The 19,304-nt window shown below is 58.6% G+C and carries 15 protein-coding genes; 6 read left to right on the forward strand and 9 right to left on the reverse strand.

The window, feature by feature from the left end:
* The first annotated feature begins 28 nt into the window (after window positions 1-28).
* The 4 genes from PM04_RS18305 (at window position 29) to PM04_RS01655 (ending at window position 4,044) form a co-directional block, all read left to right on the forward strand.
* A complete protein-coding gene (locus PM04_RS18305; RefSeq protein ID WP_255347897.1) occupies window positions 29-157 on the forward strand; it encodes a hypothetical protein in 129 nt (42 codons plus the stop codon).
* Window positions 147-1,700 (forward strand): hypothetical protein, encoded by a 1,554-nt coding sequence (locus PM04_RS01645; RefSeq protein WP_052068383.1) that lies wholly within the window; start codon window positions 147-149, stop codon window positions 1,698-1,700. Before PM04_RS18305 ends, PM04_RS01645 begins: the two co-directional genes overlap by 11 nt.
* Complete coding sequence (locus tag PM04_RS01650; RefSeq protein ID WP_038003011.1) at window positions 1,697-2,644, forward strand: tyrosine recombinase; 948 nt, start codon at window positions 1,697-1,699, stop codon at window positions 2,642-2,644. Before PM04_RS01645 ends, PM04_RS01650 begins: the two co-directional genes overlap by 4 nt.
* Before the next feature lie 68 nt (window positions 2,645-2,712).
* Entirely contained in the window at window positions 2,713-4,044 is a 1,332-nt protein-coding gene (locus tag PM04_RS01655) for an HlyC/CorC family transporter (protein ID WP_038003013.1), read from the forward strand.
* A 44-nt stretch (window positions 4,045-4,088) separates the two neighbouring features.
* Here PM04_RS01655 and PM04_RS17555 read toward each other — a convergent pair whose 3' ends face one another.
* The 3 genes from PM04_RS17555 to PM04_RS17290 all read right to left on the reverse strand — a co-directional run bounded on the left by PM04_RS17555 (window position 4,089) and on the right by PM04_RS17290 (window position 8,792).
* Window positions 4,089-4,463 (reverse strand): chemotaxis protein CheD, encoded by a 375-nt coding sequence (locus tag PM04_RS17555; RefSeq protein WP_052077277.1) that lies wholly within the window; start codon window positions 4,461-4,463, stop codon window positions 4,089-4,091.
* A 154-nt stretch (window positions 4,464-4,617) separates the two neighbouring features.
* Window positions 4,618-5,679 (reverse strand): chemotaxis response regulator protein-glutamate methylesterase, encoded by a 1,062-nt coding sequence (locus tag PM04_RS01665; RefSeq protein WP_038003017.1) that lies wholly within the window; start codon window positions 5,677-5,679, stop codon window positions 4,618-4,620.
* Window positions 5,680-5,681: 2 nt separating this feature from the next.
* Window positions 5,682-8,792 carry a methyl-accepting chemotaxis protein gene (locus PM04_RS17290; protein WP_052068384.1) on the reverse strand — a complete coding sequence of 1,037 codons (3,111 nt, stop codon included), beginning with the start codon at window positions 8,790-8,792 and terminating at the stop codon, window positions 5,682-5,684.
* A gap of 195 nt (window positions 8,793-8,987) precedes the next feature.
* On the opposite strand from PM04_RS17290, the gene PM04_RS01675 reads away from it, so the two are divergent.
* Window positions 8,988-9,437, forward strand: a complete 450-nt coding sequence (locus PM04_RS01675) for a rhodanese-like domain-containing protein (RefSeq protein WP_081946022.1) — start codon at window positions 8,988-8,990, stop codon at window positions 9,435-9,437.
* Between the two features lies 1 nt (window position 9,438).
* A complete protein-coding gene (locus PM04_RS01680) occupies window positions 9,439-10,302 on the forward strand; it encodes a PHB depolymerase family esterase (RefSeq protein ID WP_038003019.1) in 864 nt (287 codons plus the stop codon).
* Here the strand turns inward: PM04_RS01680 and mdoH are convergent.
* The 6 genes from mdoH to PM04_RS01710 all read right to left on the reverse strand — a co-directional run bounded on the left by mdoH (window position 10,286) and on the right by PM04_RS01710 (window position 19,281).
* Window positions 10,286-12,142: a glucans biosynthesis glucosyltransferase MdoH gene (gene mdoH, locus PM04_RS01685; RefSeq protein WP_052068385.1), complete on the reverse strand. Its 1,857-nt coding sequence runs from the start codon at window positions 12,140-12,142 to the stop codon at window positions 10,286-10,288. The genes PM04_RS01680 and mdoH overlap by 17 nt on opposite strands.
* On the reverse strand, window positions 12,139-13,665 hold the full coding sequence (locus PM04_RS01690) for a glucan biosynthesis protein (protein ID WP_038003021.1): 1,527 nt from the start codon (window positions 13,663-13,665) through the stop codon (window positions 12,139-12,141). Before PM04_RS01690 ends, mdoH begins: the two co-directional genes overlap by 4 nt.
* Window positions 13,662-14,918 carry an OpgC family protein gene (locus tag PM04_RS01695; RefSeq protein ID WP_038003023.1) on the reverse strand — a complete coding sequence of 419 codons (1,257 nt, stop codon included), beginning with the start codon at window positions 14,916-14,918 and terminating at the stop codon, window positions 13,662-13,664. Before PM04_RS01695 ends, PM04_RS01690 begins: the two co-directional genes overlap by 4 nt.
* A gap of 43 nt (window positions 14,919-14,961) precedes the next feature.
* Window positions 14,962-16,314 (reverse strand): tetratricopeptide repeat protein, encoded by a 1,353-nt coding sequence (locus PM04_RS01700; RefSeq protein WP_038003025.1) that lies wholly within the window; start codon window positions 16,312-16,314, stop codon window positions 14,962-14,964.
* Window positions 16,315-16,481: 167 nt separating this feature from the next.
* Entirely contained in the window at window positions 16,482-17,690 is a 1,209-nt protein-coding gene (locus PM04_RS01705; RefSeq protein ID WP_038003026.1) for a CaiB/BaiF CoA-transferase family protein, read from the reverse strand.
* The gene (locus PM04_RS01710; protein WP_038003029.1) at window positions 17,674-19,281 is read right to left on the reverse strand and encodes a thiamine pyrophosphate-binding protein; all 1,608 of its coding nucleotides are present in this window, start codon (window positions 19,279-19,281) and stop codon (window positions 17,674-17,676) included. The genes PM04_RS01705 and PM04_RS01710 overlap by 17 nt, the downstream gene beginning before the upstream one ends.
* Window positions 19,282-19,304: the final 23 nt, after the last annotated feature.

The following is a 19,304-nucleotide window of genomic DNA, read 5'->3' on the forward strand; positions in this document are numbered from 1 at the left end:
GGCATAAAAGCAACAGAAGGCAGCGTCCATGGGCAGACTGGTAAAATATCTCGTGATCCTCGCGATTTTGGGCGCGGGGGGGCTGTACGGCTATTCGTATCTTTTGACGGCGGATGTCGCACCTGTGTCTTTGATGGTGCCGGTTGATGTTAACTAAAACTGCCGCAAGCGTTGCGGCGCTTGGGCTGATGGCGACAGTTGCGTTCGCGTCGGGGGGCGATGACCCCGTTTCGTCGCAAGAAGGCCCGCGCTCGGCGATTGAATGGCTGACCGATCCTGCGTCCTTAATGCGGTTGATTGCTGAACCGGAGGCACAAGCAGAACAAGCACGCGATCCCATCCAAACCACCCTGCTTGGTGGGCAAACCTTGGGCGGTGTTGGGCTGTTGTCGCCTCTGATCACCGGGTTGCCACAGGATACGTTTGCCAATGTACGGCCGGAGCGTTTGTTGACCTTGCTGGCTGACTTACGCCCCAGTGACTTGCCTGCTCTGCAAGACCTTGCTCTTGTATTGCTGTTGGCCGAACTGACGCCCCCAACCACCGCCGATGGCGGCACCGCGCTGTTGCGAACTCGGGTGGAGCGGTTGGTTGCGTTTGGGGCCATTGATCAGGCCCAAGCCCTGTTGGAGCAAGCTGGGGCCGATACGCCCAAGCTGTTCGACTTGTGGTTTAACGTGTCCCTCCTTAGTGGCGATGATGCGCAAGCCTGCGCTGCGTTGCGCCGTGCGCCTAATCTGACCCAGGATCTCGGGGCGCGCATTTTTTGCCTCTCGCGCGGTGATGACTGGGCCGCGGCCTCTCTCACGCTTGAGGCAGGCCGCGCGATTGGCGCGATTGCCCCTGACGATGCGTTATTGCTCGGTCAGTTCTTAGATCCTGAAGCCTTTGAGGGCACGCCCCTGCCCTCACTACAGGGTCAAATGACGCCATTGCGTTTTCGGCTCTTGGATGGGTTGGGTGAGCCGCCCGCGACCTTGGCCCTGCCCATCGCCTATGCCGTTTCGGACCTGTGGGACACAATCGGCTGGAAGGCTCAGATCGAAGCTGCGGAGCGGCTTGTCCGCACCCAAGCCATAGCACCCGAGCGACTTCGGGCATTGTACACGGCGCGTAAACCGGCAGCATCAGGTGGCGTGTGGGACCGTGCGGCCGCTTTTCAAACCTTTGACGCTGCGTTGCAATCGGGTGATCCCGGCGCAATCGCCAACGCCCTGCCCGAGGTCTGGGCCGCCATGTCACGCGCAGGGCTTCAAGTCCCTTTTGCGCGGATGTTCGGCGCAGAATTGACGGACCTGCCGCTTGCACCCTCGGCGGCGCAATTGGCGTTTAAAATCGGTCTCCTGTCCAAGGAGTATGAGAAAGTTGCGGCCTCGGACGCCCGATCTGACCTGCCCCGGGACGTTTTTGCACGGTCCATCGCGATGGGCGTTGCCGCTGATCCGCGCGGGCTTGGCCCCTTGGCGGAGGCGATCACATTGGGCTTTACCCTCCCGCAGGTACCAGAGCCGTTTGCCGCCCTCGTTGCCGATAATCGTTTGGGAGAGGCCTTGTTGCGGGCGCTTTTACTCTTGCAAGACGGCGCGCAAAGCGATCCCGGTGATATTACCGCCGCCCTCGTATTACTGCGCACCAACGGGTTGGAGGCTGTCGCACGGCAAGCAGCTCTGCAACTTATGCTCATGGAACGCGCGATATGAGTGCCCCCCGCAATGCCGCCCTCTGGGTCGATACGTTCATTGAGGCGCAGGCCGCCGAATTGGACGCCGCCCAAAACACCCAGCTGGCCTATGTACGCGATCTGATGGATTTCGTGGCGTGGTCGGATGAGCCGGGGAATGTGTTTTCGGCAGTTACAAAGGCCGATGTTGAGGCCTACCTGATCCATTGTGAGGCGCAGGGATTGGCGGCTTCGACCCGGGCCCGGCGCTTGTCCGCGCTCAAGCAATTGTTTCGTTTTGCCTACGAAGAAGGCTGGCGCGCAGATAACCCGGCGATGCAAATAAAGGGCCCGGGCAAAACCAAATCCTTGCCACAGACCTTGCCTCCAGATGCGGTTGAGGCCCTACTTCTAGCGGCCGAACAAACCGCCAAGACCGCACATGACCGCGCCCGGGATACCGCACTGATGCGGCTTTTGTACGCCACGGGCATGCGCGTGTCTGAACTGGTTGGCCTGCCCGTGGCAGCCGTGCGCGGGAACCCCAACATGGTGTTGGTCCGAGGCAAAGGTGGCCGTGAACGAATGGTGCCATTATCCCCCGATGCACGAGAGGCCGTTGGCCATTGGCTCGCGATCCGCGATGCCCGTGAAGATACGCTCCGAATGGAAGCGGGCACGCCCCCATCGCGGTTCTTGTTTCCGTCCAATGGGAAATTGGGCCATCTGACGCGGAATTGGTTCTTTACCCGGATCAAACGCTTCGCGCTTGAGGCGCAGTTGGATCCATCCCAGATTACGCCACACACCCTGCGCCACGCATTTGCGACGCATTTGTTAGCGGGTGGTGCGGATTTGCGGGTGATTCAAACCCTTCTGGGGCACGCAGATGTCTCAACAACTGAGATATATACCCATGTCCTTGATGCGCGGTTAAAGGACCTTGTGTTGCACAATCATCCTTTGTCGCCTGATGCGTCCTGACAGGCGTTCGCGCACTGGGCCTATGAAACGCTCTTGAAAGCCTATCCCAAGGACCCCATACCCTAATCATGATACCAATTGACGCCTCACTAGCCCTCGAAACTTCTCCCTTTGACGCCGCATTCTGGTGGACGTCAGCAGGGATTGTCGGCCTTTTGTTCATGTCGGCTTTCTTCTCGGGATCCGAGACGGCATTGACCGCCGCCTCCCGTGGGAAGCTGCGATCCCAAGCTGATCGCGGTGCGGGGGGCGCCGCGCGCGCGCTGCACCTGACCGAGGACAATGAGCGCCTGATCGGAGCCGTTCTGCTCGGCAATAACCTTGTGAACATCCTTGCTGCATCGTTGGCGACGGCTCTGTTCACTCGCGCATTCGGTGAAAGCGGCGTGGCCTTGGCGACGCTGGTCATGACGCTGTTAGTGTTGGTGTTCGCTGAAGTGCTGCCCAAAACGTACGCCATCTCTAACCCCGAGGTCGCCGCATCGCGAGTGTCCCCGGTGATCGCCGTGGTCATCGTGGTGTTTTCCCCTGTGGTGACTGCAGTGCGGGCGCTCGTGCGCGGTGTTCTCGCTCTGTTTGGCGTTCGGATTGACCCAAACAGTCGGATCATGTCTGCGCAGGAAGAAATCGCTGGCGCGATTTCGCTTGGCCACTCCGAGGGGAGTTTTGAGAAAGAAGATCGGGATCGGTTGATGGGTGCCCTTGATTTGGGGGAGCGTACGGTCGAGGAAATCATGTTGCATCGCTCTTCTATTGAAATGGTCGACGCCGATGACGCCCCCGAGGCTATTCTTAGTCAATGTCTAGCGTCGCCCTATACCCGCCTACCCGTTTATCGGGGCGATCAGGAAAACATCATTGGTGTCCTTCATGCCAAGGACCTGTTGCGCGCCATGGACCGGCTGATGCGTGGCCCGAATGCGAATGCCGCAGCCCTTGAGGCATTCAAAGTGACTGACGTCGCGATGAAACCCTATTTTGTGCCAGAAACATCAACACTTGATGAACAGATGCGGCAATTCCTACGCCGTCATACGCACTTTGCTCTTGTGGTGGATGAATACGGTGCGTTGCAGGGCCTGATCACGCTTGAAGACATCCTTGAGGAAATCGTGGGTGAGATCACGGATGAGCATGACATCGACGAAGGCAGCGTTCTAGCTCCAGACAATCTGGGGAATTTTAACGTTGATGGTGCGATGACCATTCGCGATCTGAATCGTGCCTGTGACTGGAACCTGCCCGACGATGAGGCCAATACCGTCGCAGGCCTAGTCATTCATGAGGCGCAGTCTATCCCGACAACAGGTCAGGTCTTTAGCTTTCACGGGTTTAGGTTTGAAATCACATCCCGTGCTGCGAACCGTATTGTTAGCCTGAAAATTAGGCCACTGAGCTAAGCTCGCTTTTGATTGCTCTGTGAAAGCCGGCCTAAAGGTCGAAGCTAAAATAGCTCCAATCCACTGGGCGCCGGTGGCTTGGACGCTGCGATAATCGGCTCAATTGGGCGATCTGTGACCAACTTCAATTGCACCCGGCCGGTTGTCGGCTCGAACCGAATACGACGCGCTTGAGTGCCGCCCAAATCCTGGCTTTCAACCGGGATGCCCTCATCGCTAAGAAAAGACAAAACAAACTCTGCATTCTTTTCACCGACGGCTGCGGAACTGCCAATCATGCGAGCGCCCCCAAACACCTTTGCCACCAATCGGCTGCGCACCGCACCGCCCTTGAGCAGTGCATTGATCAAACATTCCATCGCGTTGACTTGGCTCATCAAATCGAAAGGGTCGTTGGATGAATCATTGGGCAAAACCATGTGATTTAGACCTCCAACCTTCGCCAAAGGATCGAACATGCACGTGGATACACACGATCCAAGAAGTGTCGATAGCACGACCAAAGGATTACCAGACACTGCGTGTTCACCCTGCCCCACGTGCTGCATTTTTGTTGCTTCCTGTTCGATCGGTCTAGGCCCTCGATCTGCTTGCGACAGGCACGGCGGCGTGTGCGAGGATCGCATCGCCAATTTCGGTTAGAGGCAGTATCTTGTCGGCTGCGCCCGCTTCAATCGCCGCGCGAGGCATACCATAGACCACGCAGGTCGCCTCGTTTTGAGCAATGGTCATTGCCCCACGGGAACGCAAACACTTCATACCATCCGCTCCGTCCTGGCCCATACCCGTTAGCAGCGTTGCGACCACGTTATCAGCGCGGGGAACCAGCGATCCGAAAAGAACATCAACCGAGGGACGATGACCTGCGACTTTGTCAGAGGCGACGAGTTCGGCGCTCAGATGGCCGTGTCCAACATTCAGATGATGATCACCACCAGGTGCAATTAACACAGCCCCCGGCCGCAGGGGTGCACCATTTTCGGCCAGCTTTATTTTAGGCGCATATTTTGCATCGAGCCGGGTCGCGAGGGACGTCAAAAACAATTCGGGCATATGCTGGACGATGACCGTGGGGGGGCAATCAGCGGGAAATCTGCTTAGGACGGTTTCTAGTGCGTCTACGCCGCCGGTGGATGCTCCAATCGCCACTATTTTGCCTGTCCATGCACCGTGGCGCGCTGGCGCAAGGGTGGGATTAACCGCCGCTTTCTGACCAACGCGCGCGCGCGCTGCGGTTTTGACCATAGACACGAGGCCCTGCCATTCCGATATCTCTGCACGCCTCGGCTTTCCGAAAACATCGACCGCTCCCAGTTGCAGAGCCGTAAGCGCAACTTCTGAGCCTTTGTGTGTCAGTGTGGAAATCATGACCACAGGTGTCGGTCGCAGCCGCATTAAGCGACGTAGAAATTCGATGCCATCCATCTTGGGCATCTCAACATCAAGCGTCAAAACATCTGGATCGGTTTGCTTGATCAGTTCTCGTGCCTCAATCGGATTTTCGGCCTCTCCGACGACGCAAATTTCTGGGTCAGACCCAAGGACCAAACTTAACAAACGGCGAATAGTTGCGGAATCGTCTATGATGAGGACCTTTATCGGAGCATTGGGCGAGGCCGCGAATGTGGTTGCCATTCCTAGAACTCCCGCCAATCGTCCAGATCGCCTTGGAGATTAAGAGGTCCCGCGCCGACAGCTTTCTTGGGTCGGTTCGAAGACGTTTGCCCAGCATCGTAAAACTGCGTCGCTGTTGGGGTATCGCTCATCTCAGTTGGCAGCGGTTGCTCTTTCGCCGACGTCTGAATCTGGCTGACCGCGTTATCGATCCTAAAGTGCTGAATAAGGCGCGAGAGCGTGTCGGCGTCGCTGTTCAGTGATTGACTGGCAGCGGTGGTTTCCTCGAACAAAGCCGCGTTTTGTTGGGTGACTTGATCCAGTTGCCCCATTGACGTGTTTATCTCACTCAAAACCGCGCTTTGCTCCTTGGCTGAGTGTTCAATGTCGCTGACGTGCTCAGAAATGTTGGTCACAAAGCCAACAATCTCTTGTAGTGCAGTCCCAGCTTTGCCCACGAGATCGACACCATGGCTGACCTGTTTGCTGCTTTCTGAGATGAGGTCATTGATCTCTTTAGCGGCCTCGGATGACCTATGCGCGAGCGATCTTACCTCAGACGCAACAACCGCAAATCCCCGACCTGCATCACCAGCGCGTGCAGCCTCTACGCCAGCGTTGAGAGCTAGCAGGTTTGTCTGAAAGGCGATGTCGTCAATTACGCTGATGATCTTTGACATCTTCGAAGAAGACGAAGAGATCACCCCCATGGCCGAAACTGCCTCTGTCACCACCAAGCCGCTTTGTTCCGCGTTCTCTTTGGCCGTAGACACGACACAATTGGCCGCCGTGGCCCCTTCGGCTGCGGAGACGATCGACGCCGTAATCTCTTCGATGGCTGCCGCAGTTTCTTCCAGCGTTGCGGCTTGCTTTTCGGTCCGGGTCGAAAGATCAGCTGCCGCATTGCTGATCTCGGCGACTTCTCCGCGAATGCTCTCTGCATTGGTGCGAACGTCTTGCATGGCTTTTGACAGCCGAGAGCTTGCGGAATTGAAATCAAGCCGGAGCTTTTCGTAGTGGGGGCCGAACGTGTCCTCTATGGTGGCTTGAAGGTCGCCCTCTGCCAGTCGGTTCAAGCCAACGCCCAGCTGGTCAACAACAAGGTCTTGTTGTGCCTGCATCTCTTTGCGTTGTTTCTCAGCTTGGCTTTGCGCAATGCGTTGCGTGCTCACGTCATCCAAGATGGCGACAACCCGTGATATGGTTCCGTCAACCTCACGCACCGGATTTAAAGATCCTGCCAGCCAAAGAGTGCTGCAATCTGGCTTTTGACAGACGAAAGTTCCAGATAGCGTTTCGCCCTGCCCAGCATTCATGGCGGCTTCGAAGAGGACGGTGGCATCGTCGGCTGAGCTATCGACCGCTGAACTAAAGACTTCAAGAAAATCGTTCAGGCTGACAACGTTAGCTGCATTCAACATGTTCGCATTCGCGCTGATGATCTGACCGGCGGTGTTCATCTCAAACACCGCTTGAGAGACTTCAATAGCTTCTAAAATTGTGGCGGAGCGAAGCGTTTGTGTGACGTCCGACCATTCTGCAATATAGCCTGTGTGTTGACCGCTCTCCGGGTCAACAATACGACCAATGTTTAAACGGAGCCGGGTTTGACCGAGTTCGACATGCATCGACACAGTAGCCGTATTAGCAAAGCTTGCGTCGATGCCGTCACATGGGTGAAGCGCATCTAGGCGCGTTCCGACCATATCGGCTATGTCAAAAGCAAAACCCTTTCGCGCCCATGCTTCTTGATGCTGTGCCATCAAGGCTTCCGCAGCGGGGTTGATATATGTCACTACGCGGTTCTCATCGGTGATCATCATCGTTGCGGAAGATTGGTCAAAGGCTGCACCTTTGAATTGGGCGTCTCGCGCGGCTGATTGGCCAGCGGCCAAATCCCCTCTTAGGTCTCCTAGAGCGGATGCGATTTGGCCAATTTCGTCGCTGCGGTCTGTATCCGGTACATCGCTCGTCAGATCACCATTAGCAGTCTTGCGCAGTGCTTGGATCACGCGGCCCAAGGGGCCAGACAATGACCGCGCAAAGAGCCAACCCATGCCAAAAATGACAATCTGAACGACGGCCATCTCAACCAAGGTGAAATTGCGGATGGCCACAGCGGGTTCCAACACTTCTTCTAGTGATTTTTCTACGGTCAAAGTCCACGTGCGGTTCCAGACGGTTACAGTGGCAAAGGCAGTGGTGGCCTGATCGTACCATGTGCCGGCGCCTTCTATCGCGCCAGTCCCTGCCTGTTGCATTGCGCCCAAGAAACTGGCCTCGGCGCGTGTTTCATAATAGGGCGTCTGTCTTTCATTTACTCGGGGCGCTGTTCGAAAAAAACCATCAGACCCTAGCAGATACGCTTCGCCAGTCTGGCCAAGACCAGTGGGCCTGTCGATGACGGCTTGGATCGCATCCATCGGCAGTTCGAGGACCATAATCCCCCGCGTATCGCCGCGTACATTCACGAGGCGCTGGGCAATGAACGCGGTCGGCAGGCTGCCGTTGGGCGCGTAGGGTGTGACGTCTACGAACACTGGGGACGCTGGCCCTGTCTGCGCGCTGATCTGCTTGAACAGCTCTGCAAGGGGGGAGTCGCTCGCTGCGTCTAGATTGATGCCAAAATCGTCCCGCTTTTGGACTGAGTAGATCACCTCGCCGTCGGGGTTGATCATCAGCAAATCACCGTAATTGAGACTTTGCATAAACCCTTGCATCTGTGCGTGAGACATCGCGTGCGTGAGTGAATATTCCGAACGATCATCGGCATCGCTGAGTTGTGCGCGTTGCGCCATCGGAAATGGATTGTCGCGCCCGTAGAGCACGCGAATGGCGGCACGCTCCTCTTGGGACATGTTATTCCACGACCTATTCAAACCGCGCAGCGCCTGCTGCGCCTCCTGTGAGGCGGCAAAACTGCGGATATCGCTGTCAATGCGTGCGATTAAATCTTCAACCTGTCGCACACGGGCATCGCGCGTAGCGGTAAGTTGTATCATGTTGGCGTCGCGGACCGACGCATAGGCACTCACGATATGAAAATAGCCGCTTATCCCCATTGCCAATGCCGTTAAGCCCATCAAAACGAGGGGTAATTTCACCTTTAGGCTCAGGTTCTTAAACAACGACATATTCGGGCTCCGGGCTTGCGCGAGGTACAAAGCCGCTCGGGGTGCGGCTTCGAGTTGCTCGTGTGTTTCGCCGCTAGATGTGAATATTCGTTTAAGTCCCGCGTGTTTTACGCCCCCACAGTCACTGGTTTGTGTAATGCGTGAACCCATGCGCATGGCTAAACCGGAGCATGTAGCGATGAGAGAGTGTCCTAGATGGCTTTGAAACCCACACGCCGCGCCGTCTTGTTTACCATGTCTGCGCTGGTGATTGTTGGAGCCGCGATGATAGGTGTCGGCGGCCCGCCCGCGCCCCGAGTGGCGCTGACGCCGGGTCAAGCCTTTGAGATGGCCGCAGCGCGTGAAATCTTGCTGATCGATATCCGCAGGCCCGATGAATGGCGCGCAACCGGTGTGCCCGAATTCGGGACCCCTCTGGACATGCGTCAACCCGATTTCACGACCCAATTGGCAAAGCTAAGCGGCGGCGATTTTACCGCGCCGATCGCGTTGATTTGTGCGCGCGGGGTGCGGTCTGCGCGGCTGTCCTCGCGGCTGGTGTCCGCCGGGTTCACCAATGTGATTGACGTCCCCGAGGGGATGCTGGGTTCGCGCACAGGGCCGGGTTGGCTGCGGCGTGGCTTGCCCGTAAAATCAGGCGCTTAGTATGTTGCTGCGGTTAATCGCGCCTCTGGTATTTCTGGCGGCAACTTCCATCGCCGCGCTGGCCGATTGTGGCCGGTCCGATCCCCCATGCGAGGTTGATCAAGGGACCTACCGAATCGCCCTGCCCGATGGTCCTGCCCCCAATGGGGGGTATCCTCATGTCATGTTTTTGCATGGCGCGGGCGGAACCAGCCGAGGTGTTTTGGGCATGGTTCAGATGGTGCAGCCTTTGCTGGACCGTGGGTATGCGGTGATTGCCCCACAAGGGCTGTCGTGGCGTGGGGGCGAAGGCGGTATTTGGTCGTTCCTGCCGGAAACCAACCGGCCGCGCGCCCGCGACGAGGCTGCGTTTTTCGCCTCGGTCCTGTCAGACGCGCAGGTACGTCACGGGCTGTCAAAGGAGAAGGGAATGTTGGCCGGGTTTTCTGCTGGCGGGTTCATGGTGTCGTATCTCGCGTGTGAAACACCGAGCGCCTTTTTCGCCTATGCACCCGTGGCCGGTGGGTTCTGGTGGCCGCACCCCATAGAATGCGCGGGCCCTGCGCGGCTGTTGCATACGCACGGGTGGACCGATCGGACCGTTCCGCTTGAGGGTCGCCCGCTGGGAGATCGTTTCCTCCAAGGGGATATCTTTGAAGGGTTGGCACTGTGGCGCGGCGCAAATAGCTGCGCCTCGCCTGCGCCGAGTGGTGTGTCACAATCTGGGGCCTTTCTGCGCCGCAAATGGGACTGCGCGCCGGGTTTTTCCCTAGAACTCGCACTCTACCCCGGGGGGCATCGTGTGCCCGAGGGTTGGGCGGATATGGCGCTGGACTGGATGGAGGGATTGGCGGAAGTGGATCAGGTAACTATTCCCCGGGAATAAAGGCCTTCTGAACCGCTTGCTTTACCCCATCTTGCCAGTGTAACGCCGCACGTCGAATGGCCGGTGCTCGGAGGCTTTGCGGTGTGACCAACAGCCGGTGATGTGTCGGTCGACCGCTGAGCCATGAAAGCCCCACAGCCCCTGTGAGCGAGACTGCAATCGGAAAGAGCCACACCGACACAAGCCCCGCAATGATGCCCGTCAGAAGTGCAGCCCCAATCACCGTTTCCAACCAATGGGCGCGCACTAAATCGCGCAAATCATAAACCCCGCCGTCCCGCGCTTGAGGTGTCCAATCGACCGAGACACCAAGCAAAGTTTGAACAACCGCGCGGGTCTGTTGGACCATCAAGATGGGCGCATAGAGAATCGACAAAAGCACTTCGGTCACCAAACCAAAGGAAAACGCGCCGATGCCACCCACTCGCAACACCCCGCGCCGTTGGGCCAGTGTAGCCGCCGCTCCAATCAGCTTGGGCGCGATCAACAGACTGTAGACCAACAGCATCGCGCCGACGTGGCCTTGGGTGCCCATTTCGGGCCATGTGGGGCGCAGAGGCATGTCGGGTGAGAAATAGGCCAGCACGCTTTGCTCTTCGCTGGTGCCGATCAGCGCCCAGATGATCAACAGAGCAAACCACAGCGGCGACAGCAGATAACCCACCGCACCATGCAGCAAATGGAACCGCGATAGCCCGTGAAACCCCCGCGCGCGCAGCAGCCGCAGGTGTTGCAAATTGCCCTGACACCACCGCGTGTCGCGGGCGACGTGATCCAGCAGAGCGGGTGGCGTTTCCTCCCACGAGCCGCCCATTTGCGGCAGGAACCGAATGCCCCAGCCTGCGCGCCGCATCAGCCCCGCCTCAACGAAGTCATGGCTTAGGATCAACCGCCCACCGCGCAACTTTGGCAAGCCTGCGCTGGCCGCAAATGCCGTGGTGCGGATGATCGCGTTATGGCCCCAGTAGTTGCCCTCTTGCCCGGTCCAAAGGGCCAAACCCTTGGCAAGTGCGGCCCCATACGTACTGTTGGCGAACTCTTGGGCCCGGGCAAACAGCGTGCGCGCCCCGATCAGGTGGGGAAAGCTCTGGATCAGCCCCGCGCCGGGATCACTGGCCAAAGCGTCGGTCAGGGCGCGGATCGCAGGTGCGCTCATCAGGCTATCGGCATCAAGAACAAGCATCGCGTCGTGCGCGCCGCCCCAATGGGTCACCCAGTCGGCAAGGTTGCCGACCTTGCGGTCCGTATTCTGGGCGCGTCGCCGATAGAACACCGGCACATCGGACGGCAGGCTTGCGCACAGATGCGCAAACGCGATTTCTTCCCGCACGGCCACGTTAGGATCGCGCGTGTCAGACAGCATATAAAGGGTGAACGAATGGCCCTGCGCGCGGGTACGGTGCAAGGCTTCCATCATTGCCGCGGCGTTGCCAAAAGTCAGGTGCGGGGCCTCATTATAAATCGGCATCAAAAGCGCGACATCAAGGGCGTCACCGGTCTTGGTGAGGGACTTGCGGGCTCCCAGTGCCAACGCCCCCAAAAGAGCCGTGGCGAAGCTGAGCGCGATCCAGAACACTCCGAACCCGATCAGGCCCGCCAACACCCCCTCCACCCACGACAATCCACCTTGTGCGAACCATCTGAGAAAGACCATCATCAACAGTCCCGTAATGGCCAACGCCGGGGCAAACACCGCGATCCGCGCCCAGATCACTTGCGGCACGGTGACGGGGTCGGCATGCGGGCCGGGCGCGCCCTTGTGGGGGCTATCAAACGCCTGCTCAGGAAAGGCCAATGGGTGGTGCGACGGCATGTGGGACATTTGGGAGGCGATGGTCATGCAGGGGCCCTCCACCGGTAAAGCCAGACCTCAGATACCGGGCTACCGTCGCGGAGCAGTTGCGCGCGCAGCTCGGCTGAGGTGCGCTCCTCTGGGTCGAAGCTAAAGGCCAGCCGCACGCCCTGCCCGTCCGGCAAGCGTTGCAATAACCCGCGGCTGACAGCCACGTCGTTTGAGGAGACATGCACGCTGATATCTTCAATCGGGACGTCCAGCTCTGGGTGAGGATCGAAGTCGATCACCATCTGCTCCGCGTTTTGTGCGGAATTCAGTCCGCCAAACGTATTACCCACACGGGCCAAATCACGGCGGCGCAGGGGTTTTTCTCCCCATGTCAGGCGGTAGTCGAACCGATGTGCTCGCCCGGGCGCAAGCGCCTCTCTCGGACGCCAGTAGGCAACAATGTTGTCGTAAATCTCTTTGTCAGCGGGTATCTCAACCAACCGCACCACGCCTGCCCCCCAATCGCCCAGTGGTTCAACCCATGCAGACGGCCGGGTGTGGTAATGCGCCTCAAGGTCTTCAAAATCCTGAAAATCACGGGCGCGCTGCATCAAGCCAAAGCCCTTGGGGTTGTCATCCACAAAGGCTGAAATCCCAAGGTCGCGAGGGTTGGCAAGCGGTCGCCACAGCATCTCGCCTGCGCCGTTCCAAACCAACAGCCCGTCACTGTCATGGACCGCTGGGCGAAAGTCGCGAAACGCCTCGCGGTTGGTTTCGTCATACAGAAACATCGATGTCAGAGGCGCGATCCCCACATGATCCAGCATCACACGCGGAAAAATCGTCGCGCGGACGACCATTTCACACGGCGTGCCGGGCGTGATTTCAAACCGAAATGCCCCCGTCACGGAGGGGCTGTCCAACAGGGCATGCAGGATAAAGGTGCCCGAGTCGTGTGCGGGTGTTTCCACCCAGAACCGCACGAAGTCGGGGAATTCTTCGCCGTCGCGGTCCCCGGTCTTGAGCGCGAGCCCCCGCGCCGATAGGCCATAATTCTGCCCCGTCGCGAGTGCGCGAAAATAACTGGCGCCCTGAAACACGCAAAACTCTTGGTAAATTCCGGCCTTTATCAACTCGGCCCGCAGGCGCAGGCCCGAATAGCCCATAGTCTCATCCAAGGGGAGTTTGGGCGCCTTGTCGGTTTTGTCAAAGAGGGCGTAATCAAAGGCCAAACGATGCGCCCTGTCGTTGGCCACAACGTCCACCTCAACCGCTTGGGGAAAGTAGAGGCCGGGGTGAAACAGGTCCATTTGCAGAGGTAGCCCTGTGTCTGCCCACACCGCCTTGGAGGTATTGAACCAGATTTTACGATACTGATCGTATGTCAGGTTCCGCCATGCCTCTGGCACCAAGGGGCGCGGGCTATAGGGCGCCTCTGACAGGGTGCGGGCCATTTCTTCGACCGTTGTGGCGTCAAACGGCTCATCGCTCAGGAAGCGTGGCATCATTGCGTGAGTAGGTGCTGCAAACAGCGCAAGTGCTGCTGTGCTCTGGGCCAGAAAACTGCGACGCGTGATCATGCCCGTGCCCTCCAGGGTTGGGATTTGAACCAACCCGCTCCGTAGGCACAAAAGATCAAAAGACCAAAGCCCGTCAGATTAACGATCGTCCACGTCAGCGCATCACGGCCAATGTTGTCGAGGACAAAGCCATTCACCCGTGCCAGCACCATGGAAAAGATAAACACCGCAAGGCTTTGCTGACCGACCTTCATGATGAGGGGGAGGATGTTATCCCAAATGCGTGCGGCCAGCGATGTGCCATGGGCCATCAAACGCGCCCCTTTGTGACCCGCCAAGGCGTAGCCCAAATAGGCCAGCGCCAAGAAGTGCACATAACGCAGAATTCCAAAGTCGGATTTGTCGATCAGCCCTTTGTTGGCGACGCGCCATTCGATCACCGGGTTGGTTTCGAACGCAAGGCCGAACCATTCGCGGCTGACGGCGCGTACACCGATGTTCGACAGCGGAACATTAGCGATGACGATAACAGCTGCGACGATCAGAAGTACCTTGTTGATCGGTGGCGCAGGGATCCACCCGCGCATAAGGGCAAAGCCCGTGAAAAACACCAACTGCCAGCCAAAGGGGTTAAAGAACCATTGCCTGTCCGACCACGGCTCAGCCGGGAGATTCAGGTGCAGGCCATCCAGTCCGACAGCGGCCAAGAGCCGCTCTTGCGCGGCTAACCACAGCACAACGACCACCCCCGCACTCAGCCAAAGTGAGACCCGCGATAGCGCCACAACCAACGGCATCAGTGCCAGAACCACCATATACATCGGCAAAATATCAAAGTAATTGGGGACATAGGTCAGCGTGAACAACCCCACCAACTGCGGCCCGGGATCGGCAAAGACCTTCCACAAATTCAGGGTCCCGATATAGACCTTGTCATATGCGCCGGTCTGATCAATCGCGGCCAGCATCGTCGCAATGGCGAAAAACATCCCGATGTGCGCCCAGTAGACCTGCCAAATCCGAAACCCGACCCGTGCGGTCCCCAACCCTAGCCCCGCGCGATCAAAGGTGCGGCCAAAGGCAATCGCACTGGCCATACCTGAGCAAAACACAAACATTTCTGTGGCGTCCGAAAACCCCCAGCGCGCCGGTATCCAAGAGGTCCACGCGTTGCCGGGTGTATGGGCCAAAAGGATGATGAACATTGCGATCCCGCGAAAGAAATCCAAGCGAGGATCGCGGATCGAGGTGGTGGGGTGCGCCGTGGCCTTGGGTGCGTTTTGGAACGCGGTATCTGGGCTTGTTGTTGTCATACTGGGGTCTTTCCGGGGACGTATCGCACAAGCGGCCAGCGGCCTATTGTGCGGCCAATAGGGCCGCTTGGGTGCGGGCTTGGCTGAGCAGCGCGTGGCGGGCGGCAGCGTATCCATCTTCGCCCCCGCGCTTTGCCTGCCGATCCGCGAGCAGCGTTTCGACTTGGGCGAATTGGCCGGCCCGCAAGCCCGCATCGATCGTGATACGCTCAAACACGTCGCGTTGGGCGTGACTGCCGCCGGCCTTTTGCATGTCGGGCCGAGCTGCCAACAAGTTGGTGAAAGCGGCGGTATAATTCCCCTCCCCAAAGGCCTCTAACCCACGGGCGGCGGACAGACCGGGTGTGGCCATTCGTTTGCGGACGACCGTGTCGGCGTGTTTTGCGTCGGCGTGCATTCGGCCCAGCATACGGGCCGTAGCCTCGTCCCGCCCGTCGGCCGCGAGGGCGAGGATATAATGCAAATCCGCAAAAATCAGGCAGCCATCCTCGGTTCGGGATTGCGACAGGTCCGCCAACTCCTCCCACCGATTGCCGACGTCAACGCCCTCTAACTCAAGCCGCATCAGCAGCGATGTGCCGTTTGAGATATCACGGTAGTCATCCGTTTTGTCGGCCCGGATTTCGGTGTCATACAACATGAGCACCTGATCCATCTGTCCAAGGTCCAAATGCATCAACGCCTTGTGCCACCAAACGTGATAGCGGAAATTATTGCAGTGTGCCCACGCGGCCTCCCGACCCGAGAGCCAATCCAAACCGCCCCGCGCATCCCCTGTCATGTCATGTACGTGGGCCACGGCGTGCAGGCCCCAAGCGTCATCTGGTGCCGCCTCTAGCCCGCGCAGGCCCGTTGTCCGGGCCCGCGCGTATTCGCCGGTTTCCTCAAAGGCAAAGGCCATGCAGCCCTGAAAATACCCATACGCCATGTGATCCGGGGTATAGGCCCCTGCCACTCTTTCCAGCGAGGCGCGCATCCCTGTGCTGTCACCCAGAACAAACCGCCATGCGTGCGAAAGCTTCATTGCGAGCGCGTCTTGGGGGGCGACGCGTAGGATTTGTTCCAGCGCCCGTAGGCCTGCATGAATGTCACCTGCAACGCAGGCCCCAAGCGCTGCGACATATGTCTGTTCTCGCGGCAATTGGTCGGGACAGGCACGGGCAGCCGAAAGGGCTTCATCCGCGACGCACATCAACTCGCGCCGCCCAAGCAGCAGGTAAAACATGCCCTTCGCCACATGTGCGAGGGTGAATTGCGGCTCAAGTTCCAGAACGCTGGCCAGATGAACTGGCGTGTCTGCGCCATGGGCCAAGAACGCCCTCATCGTACTTTCCCATGCCGTAATCGCCTCAGGGTGGCGCAATGAGACGGGTAATCCGAACGGGTCAGTTGCCATGAAACAGGCCTTTCAAAAGAGATTTGACGCAAAGTGCGCGTTAATTCTCTTTCTCAGTCGCAGGCCCGGGGGCGTTCGTAAATTCACGCCCCTGTGACCACACGCAACTGTGACGCTTCTTGCCTATTTTCGTGATCAAATTAGCGGATTTACGCCAAATCCGGTGGCTATTCCTCGGGTGTGTCCCATGGGTTGTCCGCCTCTAGCCGCGTGGTGTCTGCGCCAAAACGGGGCGGCGCATGGCGGTACGTTACCGGCGTTTGGGAGAGTTTGAGCGGGTTTCCGATCAGGTGACATACCTCACCGGTAGGGGTTGTCATGTCGATCTGCATCTCACGGGCGGCAACCTGATCGCTGGCAAATACTTGATCCAGCGTTTGGACGGGGCCGACAGGGACCTTACGCGCCTCAAGCGCGGAAATCAGCGTTTGCGTCGGGATTTGTGCAACAGTCGGCTCTAGAATATCAGCCAAGGCATCGCGGTGTTCGAGCCGCCCGGGATTGGTCGCAAAGCGCGGGTCAGTGGCCAGCGCAGGTAGACCTATAGCATCGGTAAAGCGTTGGAATTGCCCATCATTGCCCACCGCGATGATTACGTGACCATCCGATGTCGCATAGACTCCGTAGGGCACAATGTTGGGGTGTCGGTTCCCGCGCCGCTGGGGCAATTCGCCAGAGGTCAGGTAATTCACCCCCTCGTTGATCATCCACGCGATCTGCGCATCCACGAGGGCGACCTCAACATGTTGGCCCTGCCCCGTGGCCTCCGCGTGGCGCAACGCGGCCAGCAGACCAATGGTGGCATACATCCCGCACATCACATCCGCGATTCCCACACCGACCTTCATCGGCTCCCCCTCAGGCTCACCTGTAATTGACATCAACCCGCCATACCCTTGGGCCATCAGATCATACCCCGGCTTGTCGCGGTTGGGTCCGGTCTGCCCAAAGCCCGAAATGGATCCGTAGACTAAGCTTGGGTTTTCAGCAGCCATCTCGGCGTACCCGAGGCCATATTTGTCGAGGCCACCAGGCTTGAAGTTCTCAATCAGGATATGCGCATCTGCCGCGAGCCTGCGAATATGCGCCTGCCCCTCCGCCGTGGTGATATCAACCGCGATAGAGTGCTTGTTGCGGTTGGTGGACATGAAGTAGGCGCTCAGGTCGGTTTGCGCACCTGAAGCATCCGCAACATAATGCGGGCCCCATTGACGGGTATCATCTCCCCCTGTGCCGGGATTTTCGATTTTCAAAACCGTGGCACCAAGGTCTCCAAGCGCTTGGGTACATGTAGGTCCAGCCAGAATACGGCTTAGGTCCAGAACCCGCACGCCGTGGAGCGGCCCACGCGCCGCAGACTTAGAACCGGCCGTCATAGCTTTGCCTTTCGATTTCAGCGGCGATCAGGGTGAAGGTCTGCGTCTGAGCAAGTCCATCGGTGACAGCAGCCATCAAGTCCTCTCGGTTTGAGACGGTCACGCCATTACCGCCAAACGCCCGCGCGATGGCGGCATAATCGTGATGCCCGAAATCCACCCCAAGGTTGGGCATCTGCCGCGCGCGTTGTTTTTTCTCGATCAGGGCAAGGGACCGGTCAACGAATACCACCATGACAACGGGCAACCCCATTTCGGCCGCAGTCGCAAGTTCACCGGTGACCATCAAAAAGCCCGCATCACCCATGAAAGCGATGACATTGGCATCTGGTGCCGCGATCTTGACCCCGAAGGCGAGCGGCATGGCGCAGCCCATCGTGCAAAGCCCCGTCGATTGCAAAAGCTGCCGGGGACCATCGCAGCCCCACGTCTGGCTAAGCAGAATGCGGTGCGCGCCGCTATCGACTGTCGCGATCGTGCCTTTGGGCGCGGCGGTGCGCACAGCATCAATAACCGCGACAGCGCCCCAGTCGTCTGAGCGATCAAAATCCTGCGCAAGCTGGGCGCGCGCGTCGGTAATCTGCCCCTCCGACCATGTCTGTGCGGGCGCGGCTGCCATCAGCGCATGTAGCGTAGGCCCAAGATCCCCAACGATATTTACACTGGCTTGGTGCATGTAGTGGTGATTGGGCGCGTGCCCGATATCAACAACCATTTGCCGGGTCGGGTCCCACGGGTTTTGCCAGCCTGTCCGCATCTCTATCGGGTCATAGCCGAGGCACAGCACGAAGTCCGCATGCTCGAAGAGCGGCAGCAAGGTCTGATCCGCTAAGGGCGACAAGCCTGCTCCGCCAAGGCATAGCGGATGATCCTCGGGTACGATGCCTTTGGCTTTGTAAGTCGTGACCACGGGGATATTGAACCGTTCCACAAACGCCAAAACATCGGCGCTGATGTCTTCGCGGACAGCATCCAATCCAACCATCAGGAGGGGTTTCGACGCGGATGAAAGTGCGTGCACAATGGGATTTACATCCGCCAGAGCAACCTCTGAAGCCGCAGACCTATAGCCGCCGAGATCCTCGCTAGGGGCATCTGCCACAGAGATGGGCACATCAATGTGCACAGGACCCGCTCGACCTTCGAGTGCGATGCCAAGCGCCTTGTCCGCGATCACATCCGCCGCCTGCGCGCTGAGTGTAAAGGTCGCCTTGGTGATGGGCGCAAACACCGCGCGGTGGTCTAACACTTGGTGGGTGTAGATTTCGGCATCATGGGCATCAACACAGCCGGTCAGAACAATCATAGGCACGCGGTCCTGTTCCGAATTTGCCACGACATTCACCCCGTTGACTGCACCGGGCCCCACAGTCGCCACCAAAATCGCAGGCGCCCCGTCCACATGGTGGCCACCCTCAGCCATGAACCCGCCGGCATTTTCGTGCTTGCAGAGAATAAAGGTGATCCCTGCCCGCTCAAGCGCGTCGATCAATGTCAAAACCTCACCGCCCGGCATACCAAACGCACGGCGACACCCCGCTGCATACAGACGTTGTGCCAAGATATCGGCTGCGCGAAGGGTTTGGGTCATGGGGTCTCTCTTTGCTGCTTTGT

This window comes from Thalassobacter sp. 16PALIMAR09, from assembly GCF_000765485.1.
Classification (GTDB): domain Bacteria; phylum Pseudomonadota; class Alphaproteobacteria; order Rhodobacterales; family Rhodobacteraceae; genus Thalassobacter; species Thalassobacter stenotrophicus.

Coding starts and splice junctions, on each gene's coding strand:
- PM04_RS18305 (WP_255347897.1), top strand. CDS start 29: ATGGGCAGACTGGTAAAATATCTCGTGATCCTCGCGATTTTGGGCGCG.
- PM04_RS01645 (WP_052068383.1), top strand. CDS start 147: ATGTTAACTAAAACTGCCGCAAGCGTTGCGGCGCTTGGGCTGATGGCG.
- PM04_RS01650 (WP_038003011.1), top strand. CDS start 1,697: ATGAGTGCCCCCCGCAATGCCGCCCTCTGGGTCGATACGTTCATTGAG.
- PM04_RS01655 (WP_038003013.1), top strand. CDS start 2,713: ATGATACCAATTGACGCCTCACTAGCCCTCGAAACTTCTCCCTTTGAC.
- PM04_RS17555 (WP_052077277.1), bottom strand. CDS start 4,463: ATGGTTTTGCCCAATGATTCATCCAACGACCCTTTCGATTTGATGAGC.
- PM04_RS01665 (WP_038003017.1), bottom strand. CDS start 5,679: ATGGCAACCACATTCGCGGCCTCGCCCAATGCTCCGATAAAGGTCCTC.
- PM04_RS17290 (WP_052068384.1), bottom strand. CDS start 8,792: ATGTCGTTGTTTAAGAACCTGAGCCTAAAGGTGAAATTACCCCTCGTT.
- PM04_RS01675 (WP_081946022.1), top strand. CDS start 8,988: ATGGCTTTGAAACCCACACGCCGCGCCGTCTTGTTTACCATGTCTGCG.
- PM04_RS01680 (WP_038003019.1), top strand. CDS start 9,439: ATGTTGCTGCGGTTAATCGCGCCTCTGGTATTTCTGGCGGCAACTTCC.
- mdoH (WP_052068385.1), bottom strand. CDS start 12,142: ATGACCATCGCCTCCCAAATGTCCCACATGCCGTCGCACCACCCATTG.
- PM04_RS01690 (WP_038003021.1), bottom strand. CDS start 13,665: ATGATCACGCGTCGCAGTTTTCTGGCCCAGAGCACAGCAGCACTTGCG.
- PM04_RS01695 (WP_038003023.1), bottom strand. CDS start 14,918: ATGACAACAACAAGCCCAGATACCGCGTTCCAAAACGCACCCAAGGCC.
- PM04_RS01700 (WP_038003025.1), bottom strand. CDS start 16,314: ATGGCAACTGACCCGTTCGGATTACCCGTCTCATTGCGCCACCCTGAG.
- PM04_RS01705 (WP_038003026.1), bottom strand. CDS start 17,690: ATGACGGCCGGTTCTAAGTCTGCGGCGCGTGGGCCGCTCCACGGCGTG.
- PM04_RS01710 (WP_038003029.1), bottom strand. CDS start 19,281: ATGACCCAAACCCTTCGCGCAGCCGATATCTTGGCACAACGTCTGTAT.